This is a genomic window from Mycobacterium sp. 23, from assembly GCF_048287075.1.
Taxonomy (GTDB): Bacteria; Actinomycetota; Actinomycetes; order Mycobacteriales; family Mycobacteriaceae; genus Mycobacterium; species Mycobacterium gordonae_B.
In genome coordinates this window covers 961,692-973,559 of sequence record NZ_JBLVUX010000005.1, presented here as the reverse complement: position 1 = coordinate 973,559, position 11,868 = coordinate 961,692, and the positions used below count along the sequence as shown (strand labels likewise).

Below are 11,868 nucleotides of genomic sequence, written 5' to 3'. Positions count from 1 at the left end.
GCACGACCGTTGACCAACGACGATATCGACGCCACGCCGACTGTCTCGGTCTGTGTGCCGATGTACAACAACGGCGCCACCATCGCGCGTTGCCTGAAAAGCATCCTGGATCAAGACGGCATCGACTTCGAGATCGTCGTGGTGGACGACGACTCCACGGACGACTGTGTCGCCACCGCCACGGCACTGCTCAGGCCGCAAGATCGACTGGTGCGCAACGAACCTCGTCTCGGCCTTAATGGGAATCACAATAGGTGCCTGGAGGTTGCCCGCGGTGAGCTTATCCAGTTCGTGCACGGTGACGACTGGCTGCTACCCGGCGCCTTATCGACACTCGCTTCGTGTTTCGACGATGCCGACGTTGGGATGGCCTTCGCTCCAAGGAAAGTGGAGACCGCCGACCAAGAGTTTCAGCGACAATACGGAGTCCTGCACACACACTTCAAGCATCTCCAGGCGCATAACCGCGGACCATCGTTGGTGAGACAAATGGCGGCGCGCGGTGCACTGCACAACTGGATAGGCGAACCGACGTGTGTGATGTTTCGGCGCCGACTTGCCTTGGATGCGGGCGGCTTCCGAGACGACGTCTATCAACTCGTCGACCTCGACTTCTGGTACCGATTGATGTTGCGCTCTTCGGTTGGCTTCGTGGCACGGGAGCTATCGGTGCGAACCCACACTGCCTCGACGGAGTCGGCTCGGAACCTCCTCATGCGGCGGTATTGGCTCGACCAACTACGGATTCTCACCTGGTTGACGCTGGATCCCGCCTCATCCGCCAGTGTCCGGACCCTCGCGGGGCTGTGGTGGCTGCCGGCATGGCTCTCACTGCTGCAGGCTGTGGTCTGGGGTCCCCAGCGCTGGTCGTCACTGAAAACCTTCACCCAGGCGCCTTTTCGCGAGTTCACCAGGGCTCGCCGCTTCCGCGGTTTACTCGAATCGACTAGGTAATTTCCGCAGTCAATCCGAACTCGGCGAACGTCTCGGATACCAGCTCGCGCAACGCTTCTGGAGAGTTCCGGCCACCGGGCCGGTAGGCGACCACGCTGACGAACACCCTTCCGGGGATCCGTCCGGACGCGACGAAAAGCTGGCCGCCCATGCTGTCCAGCGCGCCCTTGCTGATGCCGGGCTCGATGAGTCGTCCGTATGCGTAGTCGGCGTCGGAGCCGTCCGGCCGGATCACCGCGGGATCCAGTGGACCCAGGTTGGAACAACCGACCGGCAGGGCAGCCGAACCCAAGCCGACCCCTACCAGCTTCCGCGCCGCCCACGGCGGCGTCAGGGCGGCCAGCGGCAGCGGCGCCAGCAGCTCATAGGCGTGCGCGGCCCGTTCGGTGAGCGCCTGTTTGAGCTTCCCGCGTATCTCCCTTAGATCCGACGCCGCGTCAGCGGGGTCGACGGCGATATTGGCGAAGGTCATGGCGTTGCCGCGGGTGTCATCCGCCACGCGCTGGCCCACCGGGAACGCCAGGGCCACGGTCCCGTCGGCGGCGTGCCGGCCCATGCGGGCCCCGAGTCTGGCGGCGAATCCCGCGAACAGCGAGTTGCTGGTGCCCCCGAGCCGCCTAGCGCAGGCATCCCAATGCGCGAGATCGACGTAGGCGACCAGGGTGGGGACCGCGACGGGCTGGTCGGCGCGCGCCGTCTGGGGGGCGGGCGGAGCTCCCGCGATCGACGACGCGAATTCTTTTCGGCCCTGCCGCGCCAGTCGCAGTCCGGCCGCCAGCGCCTTGGCCAGCTCCGGCGCAGATGCCAGCGTGAGCCGCGCATCCTCGAGCACCGCCCGCCGACGGGTGCGCGAGCCGGGCGGGGGATAGCCCAAGTCCCGAATCCGGCCCTTGGCCGCGTCGGCGATCACCTCCACCAACCCCAGTCCGTCCACCAACGTGTGTGACGCAACCAGGCTGATCGCCGCCCCGCCGGTTTCCAACGGCAGCACACCCAGGTGCCAGCCAGGTCCGAATTCGGGGTCGATGGGCCGGCAGGCGCGCTCGTATGCCCACGCGTTCACCTCGGCCCGGGGACGTGGCGTCCCCGCAATCTCCAGCTCCGGGCCCCGCGACACCACCCACCGGTCCCGGGCGAAAGGCAAGGGGGAGCGTTCAATTCGACGGCCCAGCAACCCATGGCCAAGGCTGTGGTGAAAACGGCGCAGCCCATTGATATCGATCTGGCGGTGATACAACCAGACAACCTGGGCAAGCGTCCCGTACCCGAGCGCCCGCACACCCAGGAACGACACCTGATCCATGTGCGCGAGTCGGTTGTCCACGATGGGGCAATTATCCACCCCGTTTGGAATCCCGTTTTCCAAAGCTGGGTCCTCGGCAAAGGTAGTCTGATGTCCGTGGTTGAATCCTCACTTCCCAATGTCGTGCGCGAGCGTGCGAGTCTGCAGCCCAACGACATTGCGCTGACCTATATCGACTACGACCATTCCTGGGACGGCGTCGAGCTGACCCTGACCTGGTCACAGCTGTATGTGCGCATGCTCAACCTCGCCGCGCTGATCCGCGAGCACGCGACGACCGGGGATCGCGCGCTGATTCTGGCGCCGCAGAGCCTGGACTACATCGTGAGTTTCCTGGCGTCGCTGCACGCCGGCGTCATCGCCGTCCCGCTTTCGGTTCCGATGGGCGGTGCCCACGACGAACGCACGGCGTCGGTGCTGGCCGACACCTCGCCAGCCGTGGTGTTCACGGCGTCGTCGATCGTCGACAACGTGGCCGAGTACGTCCGGGAGCAGCCGGCTGACGTCAAGACCGAGATCATTGAGCTCGACAAGCTGCAGCTGGACGGTCGCCCCGGCGCGGCCGGCCGCGCCCGGTATGACCAGCCGGAGACGATCTACCTGCAGTACACCTCCGGCTCCACCCGCACCCCGGCCGGGGTGATGGTGTCGAACAAGAACCTGATGGCGAACTTCGAGCAGATCATGACCGCCTACTACGGCGTGTACGGCAAGCTCGCGCCGCCGGGATCGACCGTGGTGTCGTGGCTGCCTTTTTACCACGACATGGGCTTCATCCTGGGACTGATCATGCCCATCCTGACGGGCATGCCGGCGAAGCTGACCAGCCCGATCGGATTCCTGCAGCGGCCGGCCCGGTGGATGCAGATGCTCGGCAACAACACGCTGGGTTTCACCGCCGCGCCGAACTTCGCGTTCGATCTGGCATCGCGCAAGACCAAGGACGAGGACCTCGAAGGCCTGGACCTCAGCGGCATCCACGCCATTCTGAACGGCAGTGAGCGGGTGCAGCCCGTCACGCTGAAGCGTTTCGTCGACCGGTTCGCTCCGTTCGGACTCGACCCCAAGGTCATCCGTCCGTCCTACGGCATGGCCGAAACCACGGTGTACGTCGCCACCCGCCAGGCGGGACAGCCGCCGAAGATCGTCAACTTCGACGCCACAAAGTTACCGGACGGCCACGCCGAACGCACCGAAGGCGAAAGCGAAAGCAGCACACCGCTTGTCAGCTACGGCATGGTGGACACCCAGGAAGTGCGCATCGTCGATCCCAACACCGGAATCGAGTGCCCGGAAGGGACCGTCGGCGAGCTCTGGGTACATGGCGGCAACGTCGCGTCCGGGTACTGGCAGAACCCCGAGACGACGGCGGCCACCTTCGGCGCGTCGATCGTCAACCCCACCCCCGGCACACCGGAGGGTCCGTGGCTGCGCACCGGGGACTCCGGGTTCTATTCCGAGGGCGAGCTCTTCATCATGGGTCGCATCAAGGACCTGCTGATCGTGTACGGGCGCAACCACTCGCCCGACGACATCGAGGCGACCATCCAGACGGTCAGTCCGGGCCGGTGCGTGGCGATCGCGGTTCCGCAGGACGGTGTCGAGAAACTCGTTACCATCATCGAACTCAAGCAGAAGGACGAATCTCCAGAGGAGGCGGCGGAGCGTTTCAGCTTCATCAAACGTGAAGTCACGTCGGCGATTTCGAAGGCTCACGGCCTGAGTGCGTCCGACATCGTGCTGGTTGCCCAGGGTTCGATTCCGATCACCACCAGTGGCAAACCCCGCCGCGCGCAGTGCGGGGAACTCTACCGCCGGGACGAGTTCGTCCGGTTGGACGCGTAATCCGACGACTGACTTCAGGTGATGACCGGGGTGTCCGGCTTCGGCCTCACAACGTCGACCCGGCCGTCTCCGTCAAAGTCTCGTCGCAGCTCTTCATAACCCGGCATGTCGGCAAGGCCGAACAGCGGTAGCGAATGGGTGAGCAGGTGGTCGACCCGCTGCTTACTCAGCCGCATGTCCTTGGATTTGCGCTTGCGCTTGGTCTGCGACGCACACTTTGACAGGTCGTAGTCGGGTACCGTGCTGAGGCCGAACAGCGGCAGCGAATGCGCCGGCAACAAGTCGATGGTGCTGCCCACGGGTCTTGGTTTCGGCACGCGGACCATTTTGGGCTTGGGCGGCGGGACCGGAGCCTTGCCCGTGACGAACTGCTTGGTGCGGGCCAGCCACAGGTCGGCTTGCTGCTCCCACTTGCTCTTCTTGCCGTTCTTGGTGCTCTGGCCCATCTTCGACGGCCACCAGTTCTTCTGACCGATCATCGCGGCCAGCGCGGGCACGGTGATAGTGCGCACCAGGAAGGTGTCAATAACGATGCCAATACCGATGGTGAACCCGGCCTGCGCCATGGTGGTGATGCTGGCGGCCAGCAGACCGAACATCGACGCGGCGAAGATCAATCCCGCGGAGGTGATCACACCACCGGTGGAGCCCACCGTTCGGATGACCCCGACCCGCACCCCGTGCGGCGACTCATCTCGTATTCGGGAGATTAGCAACATGTTGTAGTCGGCGCCGACCGCAACCAAGAGAATGAAGGACAGGCCGGGCAGGCTCCAGTGGAGGTCCTTACCCAAGATCAATTGGAAGACGATGACACCGAGGCCCAGGGCCGACAGGTACGAAACCAATACGGAGGCAATGAGATACAAGGGTGCCACCACGGCTCGAAGTAACGCCACCAAAATGAGAAAGACGATGAGGATGGTTGCGATGACGATGAACCGGATGTCCTGGTTGTAGTAGTCGCGGGTGTCGGCCATGACGGTCGGCATGCCGATCAGCGCCACCTTGGCGTCCGACAACTCCGTGTTGGGGAGCGCAGACCTTGCCGTTTCCTCGATCTTGTGAATTTGATTCATGCCTTCGACGGTGAACCCGTTCAGACCGCTTTGCACCAGGTACTGCGCCGCGTGTCCGTCCGGTGACAGGAAGACTTGAGCGCCCTTCTTGAAGTCGTCCCGCGTGAGGATTTGCGGCGGAATGTTGAAACCGGCCATGTTGGGACGTTCCGCGTCACGCCGCATTCCGAGTAGGAAGTCAGATGCCTCGTTGAGACCGCCGCCCATCTTCTTGACTTGGTCAACCAGCGCCTGGACGCCGTCGGCCACCGCGCCACTCCCGTCAGCCAGTGCGCCAGCCCCCTGTTGCAACTGCGAGAGCGTATTCGGCAGGCCCTTTATCATCTTAAGGGTTTTGACAATCTGCTTAAGTTGGTCGTCGAGCTTGCCTACCGTCTGCGCCAAGGTCTGATATTGATCGGTCTGCTGCAGCGTGACCGCGAACGCTTGGATCGAGCGGAGCAGGCCGTTGTTGCCGGACTCGACGATGGCAGCCAGCTGTCCGCGCGATCGCACACAAGCTGGGTCGGCGTTGCAGGACGGGCTTTCATTGAGGGCCGTCACCATGGGGGCGGCCCATACCGCAGTGGTTTGGGCGTCGCTGACGGTCCCGCTCAAATTGTTGCCGAGCGCCCGCATGCGTGAGACGGCGCCGGACGCCTGGTCGAGTTGCTGGATGGTTTTGTCTCCACCCATCAGCTGCAGCATATTTTCCAACATGCCGACCAGGTCAGCCGAACTGGCCACAGCTTCATTGACCTGCCCGCGGATCTGACCAAGAGCGTCGGCCAATTGCCGGGAACCACCGACCAAATGGTCCAGTTCGCCACCGTGCTCGGAGATCGCGGAGCTTGCCTCGTTGAGCTTGCTGCCAACCTCACCGGCCTGGAATGACACTTTTGTTTCTTTCAAAGGCTCACCGTTTGGCCGAGTCAGGCCACGGACCATGACGATGTCCGGAAGGTCTGCGATCCGGCGGGACAACATCTCCAAGTCTGCCAGCGCGGCGGGTGTGCGCAGGTCGTGCGAGGAGTGGACGAACAAGACCAATGGACTCATCGAATTCATCGGAAAATGGCGGTTCAAGGCGTTGAAGCCTCGGACGCTGTCCATGTCTTGCGGGACGGTCTTGAGGTCGTCGTAGTTAAACCTGATCAGACTCGTACTGCCCGCCAGCGCCAGCAGAATGACCAAGCTGCCGACCAAGTGGATCACCGGCCGCCGGACGATACGCGATCCCGAAATTCGCCAGAAGCGGGTGGTCAAATCGCGGCGGGGCTTGATCCAGCCTCGTCGCCCGACGAGCACCAGGATCGCCGGCAGGAACGTGCACGCGGCCAACAAGGTCACGACGATGGAAATGGATATCGCCGGGCCGACGGCCGAGAACACCTCCAACTTGGTGAAGATCATCGCGAGGAAGGTAACGGCGACGGTGGCTGCTGACGCGGCGATGACCTTGCCGATGGACATCAGCGCCTTCTTCACCGCCACGTCCGAGGTTTCACCATGTCGCACGAAGTCGTGATATCGGCTGATCAGGAAGACTGCGTAATCTGTACCGGCGCCGATCATAACGGCGCTCATGAATACGATGCTTTGCATGTTGACCACGAAGCCCATTTCGGCTAACGCGGAAAGCAAACCCTGTGCACCGACGATCGACACACCGATAGTGGCCAGCGGCATCATCATCGTGACCAGGTTGCGATAGACGATGATCAAGATGACCAGCACGCTGATGATGGTGCCCATCTCGATGATCTGAACGTCTTCTTCGCCAATTTTCTGGACATCCGCGACGGTCGCAACCGGTCCGCTCATATAAGCGTTCAGCGAGGTACCTGCGACCGTTTTCTTGACGATCGCGGTCACGTTCCTGAGAGCTTGTTGGCTCTCAGGAGAGGCCGCTTCACCTGGGAACTGAATAGGTAGGTTCCAGGCCTTTTTGTCCTTGCTTTCGAAGACCTCTCGCGCCTGCGGTGTGCCCATGAAATCCTGCACCGACATCTTGTCTTGAGTGTCGGCGTGCAGGTTGTCGATTAACTTGTGGTAGGTCTCCTCGTCGGCAGCGCTTAACCCTTTTTCATCGGTCAGGATGACAAGCAGCAGGGCGCCACCCTTGCCGCCCGCGGCGCTCGGGCCGGCGTCGCTGCCGCCGCTGCCGCCATTGTCGCCCGTTGGGGCGGGGGCGGCCGCGAAGGCCCGGGCCATGTCTTGCTGGGCAACCATTGTCGGCGCATCGTCAGGGACCTGTTTTGGTTCATGCTTCGAGGCCTGAACCTGCAGGGGAGGAAAGCTCAGGACGAGAACGACCACCACCGCGATCCACGATGCCAGGACGAGCCAGGGCTGCTTGACGACGAAGTCGCCTACGCGGTCGAAGATCCCCCCGACCTTGGCTTCGTCGTGTGATTTAACCTGCCGCGCCACGTAACAACCGTACAGGGGGGAAGGCCGCTCAGGTGGGGGAATGGCAAATCGCTTCGCCTCGTTGGCGTTGGCCCAACTCGGGCATCGCAAACCTGACTTGCGCGGCAAAGATGCAGATCAGGGGTTTTTCCGCCTTCGGGTGGCTGTGATCGGGATTCCCTCGGATGGGAGGGCGGGGCTTCAATTTTAGGGACAAAGTTGCACGGGCGTGCTGATCTCGGCGGCCTCGATGTTGGTGCTTTCGGCCCGCCGGGCCGTGGACTCATGCGACACTTCTCCGCGTGGCTCTGAAATACCGCCTGCAATCCAACCCGCTTGTCGGGAAGATCACCACCAAGTATCTGCTGCCTCTCGGCACCCGCCAAGTCGGCGACGACGTGGTCTTCTTCAACTTCGGGTACGAAGAGGACCCGCCGATGGGCTTGCCGTTGGATCCCTCCGACGAGCCCAACCGGTACTGCATTCAGCTTTACCACCAGACGGCAAGCCAGGTAGATCTCACCGGCAAGAAGGTGCTTGAGGTCAGCTGCGGCGCAGGAGGCGGCGCTTCCTACATCACGCGGGCCCTCAAGCCAGCGTCGTACACCGGTCTGGATCTGAACCCTGCGAGCATCGACCTCTGCCGGAAGAAGCACCGCTTGCCGGGCCTGGATTTCGTCCAGGGCGACGCGCAGAGCCTGCCGTTCCCGGACGAATCCTTCGACGCGGTGGTCAACGTCGAGGCGTCACATCAGTACCCCGACTTCCCCGGCTTTCTCGCCGAGGTGGCACGCGTGCTGCGCCCCGGCGGGCACTTCCTCTATACCGACTCGCGTCGCAATCCGGTTGTCGCCGGTTGGGAAGCGGCGCTGGCCGACATTCCCTTGCGCAAGGTTGCCCAACGGGATATCCAAGACGAGGCCAAGAGGGGGCTGGACGCCAATACCCGTCGGACCCAGGAGATCATCGGTCGCAAGGCTCCGGCATTTCTTACCGGTCTCACCCGTTACGCCGTCAATGTGCTGGATCGTGACCTCAAGCGCGGCGGCGGATTCACCTACCGCATCTACCTTTTCGCGAAGGATTGACGCGGCGCCGCACAGCCTATGAAATTTGTCATTGCCAGCTATGGAACGCGTGGCGATATCGAACCCTGCGCCGCGGTCGGACTTGAGCTTCGGCGCCGTGGACACGACGTCTGTCTTGCGGTACCGCCCAACCTGATTGGCTTCGTCGAGTCAGCCGGGCTCACGGCCGTCGCTTACGGCACCCGTGACTCTCAACAACAACTCGACGAGCAATTCCTGCACAGCGCGTGGAAGATACAGAATCCGGTGAAGCTGGCGCGGGAAGCCATGGCGCCGGTCACCGACGGCTGGTTGGAGCTAAGCGCCATGCTCAGACCGGTGGCCGACGGCGCCGACCTGCTCTTGACCGGCCAGATCTACCAGGAAGTCGTCGCCAACGTGGCGGAGCACTTCGACATGCCGCTCGCCGCGCTGCATTTCTATCCGATGCGCGCGAACGGACAGATCGGCTTCTCCGGCATCCGGTTACCGGGACCGATTGCCCGCTCGGCGTTTGCGACCACCGACTGGCTGTATTGGCGCATGACCAAAGGGGTGGAGGACGAGCAACGCCGTGTGCTCGGCCTGCCGAAGGCGTCAAGTCCTTCTCCCAAGCGCATGGCCGACCGCGGAGCACTCGAGATCCAGGCCTACGACGAGCTCTGCTTTCCCGGGTTGACCGATGAGTGGGGCGGACGCCGGCCCTTTGTCGGTGCGTTGACAATGGGCCTGCCGACCGACGCCGACGACGAGGTCATGTCGTGGATCGCCGGCGGCACTCCGCCGATCTACTTCGGTTTCGGCAGCATGCCCGTCGGATCGCTGCCAGATCTAGTGGAGAAGATCGCTGCAGCCTGCGCACAGCTGGGTGAACGGGCCTTGATCTGCTCCGGCCCGGGTCATCAGACGCATCTACCGGAGTACGACCATGTCAAGGTGGTGCGGGCGGTGAGCCACGCGGCCGTCTTCCCATCATGCCGCGCGATTGTGCATCACGGAGGGGCTGGGACTACTGCCGCTGGGCTGCGAGCCGGCGTCCCCGCGCTGATCCTGTGGATCACTTCCGACCAGCCCTTCTGGGCGGCACAGATCAAGCTGTTGGACGTCGGTCGTGGCCGCCGGTTCTCCAGCGCCACCACAAAATCGCTGGTCACCGACTTGCGAGCAATTCTGGCGCCGGAGTGCATTACCCGCGCGCGAGAAATAGGATCCCGGATGACTAAGCCGGTCGAAAGTGTAGCCGCGACTGCGGATTTGTTGGAGAACGCGGTGCGGGAAAGCTGTTCCAGCTGAGTCGGTTCTAGGCCAACCCCGGGGCCAGATCGATCAGATACCGCCCAGGCCGCTGAACACCAGCATGACACCCATGGCCCCAGCGGTAAGCGGGAGAAACCTCTTGCCGATGTTTCGCAACCAGCCCTGCAGTCGCAGGATGAAGTCCTGAGTTTTCGTCGGCGACAATAGGCAGCTGACCAGCACGACCTCAAGCGTCGCCATCACCACCAGCACAAACATGATCGAAGCGCCGAGTTGCGCGCCGAGGCCCTCATCGGAGGCCATAATCGTGGTCAGCGCCGCTTGATGCTCAACCGGCGGCAGCGCCGTCATGATCCCAGCCACAAACGACACCCTGGGAGATCCGGACCCCAGCGCGTGCCAGACTTTAGCCGTCAGCCGCGAGATCATCGCCGGAGTGACGCGCTGGACAAGGGTGCGGAACTGCTCCAGCAAGGAAGCGCGCGGCTGCAATGCCACGGCCGACGGGCTGACGGCGTCCATCGCCACGCCCACCGGCTGACGACGCAGCATCTGTGCTGCGATCCTCGCCGCAAACAGCAGAGCGACGATGCCGAGGGCGATGCGGACATACCCGCCGGTTAGATCCGACACGGTGGACGTCACAGTGCGCATAATCGGTGCCGCGATATCGCGCAGGAAGAAGATAACGGCGATGCTGCTGACGATGCCGCCGCTGACACCGCCCACCCAATAGGCGACCAGGTTTGGCAGTGGCCGTTCGCGGGTTACCAGGAACGTAGCGATGACTAGGCGCATCGGGTCGTTCACTGCCATCCACAGTGCAAGCATCAGAACCGTCGCCCACATGCCTCAGGACGCTACCGTGTTGAGACGAATGTTGTTGCAAAACGAAAAAATTCGGCGATTTTCGTAAGCCAGTACCATTTTCGCAGGCTGCGCGCGTGTCTGCCCGTACGCGGATGCGCCGCGGGCTGTATTCGCGCAGGTAGGCAGGTCGACACGCCGGTATGAGCTCGATCGGGTGGCAGATCGCTGACGCGCAGGTGAAGTACCCGCGAATCAGTGATCAGTGAGAAAACGCAAGATTCCGTATTTGCGTAGCAGGTACATCGACGCCTTGTTCACCCACTTCTGGCGATTCTTGCCGCGCACGTCGACCTCGTGGTGGACGACTTCGATGCTCGGATCGAACTGGCGACCGACCCCGAGTTTCTCCAGACGTATTGCGAGATCCTGAGCTTCGTGGGCGCGTAGTACCGGGTCGTAACCACCCATTGATTTGAACAAAGTGGAGTTGACGAGCATGTTTCCTTCGTGCACCCAGTACACCGGGGTCGGAGCCGGCGGCTCGAGGATGTTCGGCCAATCCTTGACGATCGGTCCGGCCGCTCGCCGGACTGCCCGTGCCATCTTGGGGTTCTTCTTCCGCAGGCTGTCGATCAGCAGCTGGACAACGGCAGTGGAATTACCCCAAAGCGAGAATACGGCGCCGAAATTGTCGAGTTCCTGGCTACCGTCCAATCGTGTCACCAGTCCGCCGACCAGTCCGACGCCCCGGTCTGCGTATCGACCCATCACTTCCCTCGCGACTGTCGGAGTCTCGTGTGTCGCTAGGTCCATGTCCGCGTCGATGAAGTGGATGATGACGTCGTCTTGGACGTGGTCGATGATCTGATTGCGGTTGGCGGCGGGTCCGCCGTTTTCGCGCCCGCGTATCAACGTGACATCGCCGCCGAAGTCTTTGACGACGTCGACAGTGTCATCCGTTGAGCAATCATCGAGGACGTATACGCCGTCATAGGACTGCGCTAAAACCTGAGGCAGCAGCCGACGAAGATTTCCGCTCATGTTGTAGTTCGGGATAGCGACAACAACGGGCGCTCGTGTGGACATGTTTCTCGCGATCTACATCAGCCGGCAGTGGGAGAGACGTTCTTGATACGTGGTCTGACGGCTCAAATTACACAAC

8 protein-coding genes are annotated in these 11,868 nt (G+C 62.7%); 4 read left to right on the top strand and 4 right to left on the bottom strand.

Features of this window, described 5'->3' with window-relative positions; genetic code table 11:
* Positions 1 to 9 precede the first annotated feature (9 nt).
* The gene (locus tag ACNQS7_RS05550; protein WP_418011770.1) at positions 10 to 954 is read left to right on the top strand and encodes a glycosyltransferase family 2 protein; all 945 of its coding nucleotides are present in this window, start codon (positions 10 to 12) and stop codon (positions 952 to 954) included.
* Here the strand turns inward: ACNQS7_RS05550 and ACNQS7_RS05545 are convergent.
* The gene (locus tag ACNQS7_RS05545) at positions 947 to 2,278 is read right to left on the bottom strand and encodes a hypothetical protein (protein WP_418011769.1); all 1,332 of its coding nucleotides are present in this window, start codon (positions 2,276 to 2,278) and stop codon (positions 947 to 949) included. The genes ACNQS7_RS05550 and ACNQS7_RS05545 overlap by 8 nt on opposite strands.
* A gap of 69 nt (positions 2,279 to 2,347) precedes the next feature.
* Here ACNQS7_RS05545 and ACNQS7_RS05540 point away from each other — a divergent pair, with 69 nt between their 5' ends.
* Positions 2,348 to 4,102 (top strand): AMP-binding protein, encoded by a 1,755-nt coding sequence (locus tag ACNQS7_RS05540; protein WP_418011768.1) that lies wholly within the window; start codon positions 2,348 to 2,350, stop codon positions 4,100 to 4,102.
* Between the two features lie 14 nt (positions 4,103 to 4,116).
* Here the strand turns inward: ACNQS7_RS05540 and ACNQS7_RS05535 are convergent, their stop codons facing one another.
* Positions 4,117 to 7,608 (bottom strand): RND family transporter, encoded by a 3,492-nt coding sequence (locus tag ACNQS7_RS05535; protein WP_418015895.1) that lies wholly within the window; start codon positions 7,606 to 7,608, stop codon positions 4,117 to 4,119.
* Between the two features lie 266 nt (positions 7,609 to 7,874).
* Here ACNQS7_RS05535 and ACNQS7_RS05530 point away from each other — a divergent pair, with 266 nt between their 5' ends.
* Both ACNQS7_RS05530 and ACNQS7_RS05525 read left to right on the top strand, forming a co-directional pair.
* Complete coding sequence (locus ACNQS7_RS05530; RefSeq protein WP_418011767.1) at positions 7,875 to 8,660, top strand: phthiotriol/phenolphthiotriol dimycocerosates methyltransferase; 786 nt, start codon at positions 7,875 to 7,877, stop codon at positions 8,658 to 8,660.
* Between the two features lie 18 nt (positions 8,661 to 8,678).
* Complete coding sequence (locus tag ACNQS7_RS05525) at positions 8,679 to 9,932, top strand: glycosyltransferase (RefSeq protein WP_418011766.1); 1,254 nt, start codon at positions 8,679 to 8,681, stop codon at positions 9,930 to 9,932.
* Positions 9,933 to 9,965: 33 nt separating this feature from the next.
* On the opposite strand, the gene ACNQS7_RS05520 is transcribed toward ACNQS7_RS05525, so the two are convergent.
* Together ACNQS7_RS05520 and ACNQS7_RS05515 are read right to left on the bottom strand one after the other, a co-directional pair.
* On the bottom strand, positions 9,966 to 10,745 hold the full coding sequence (locus ACNQS7_RS05520; RefSeq protein ID WP_418011765.1) for a GAP family protein: 780 nt from the start codon (positions 10,743 to 10,745) through the stop codon (positions 9,966 to 9,968).
* 213 nt (positions 10,746 to 10,958) lie between these two features.
* Positions 10,959 to 11,792 carry a glycosyltransferase family 2 protein gene (locus ACNQS7_RS05515; RefSeq protein WP_418011764.1) on the bottom strand — a complete coding sequence of 278 codons (834 nt, stop codon included), beginning with the start codon at positions 11,790 to 11,792 and terminating at the stop codon, positions 10,959 to 10,961.
* Positions 11,793 to 11,868: the final 76 nt, after the last annotated feature.

Excerpts from the sequence above, each read along its gene's own strand:
- ACNQS7_RS05515 (WP_418011764.1), bottom strand. The coding sequence starts at position 11,792 with ATGTCCACACGAGCGCCCGTTGTTGTCGCTATCCCGAACTACAACATG.
- ACNQS7_RS05520 (WP_418011765.1), bottom strand. The coding sequence starts at position 10,745 with ATGTGGGCGACGGTTCTGATGCTTGCACTGTGGATGGCAGTGAACGAC.
- ACNQS7_RS05525 (WP_418011766.1), top strand. The coding sequence starts at position 8,679 with ATGAAATTTGTCATTGCCAGCTATGGAACGCGTGGCGATATCGAACCC.
- ACNQS7_RS05540 (WP_418011768.1), top strand. The coding sequence starts at position 2,348 with ATGTCCGTGGTTGAATCCTCACTTCCCAATGTCGTGCGCGAGCGTGCG.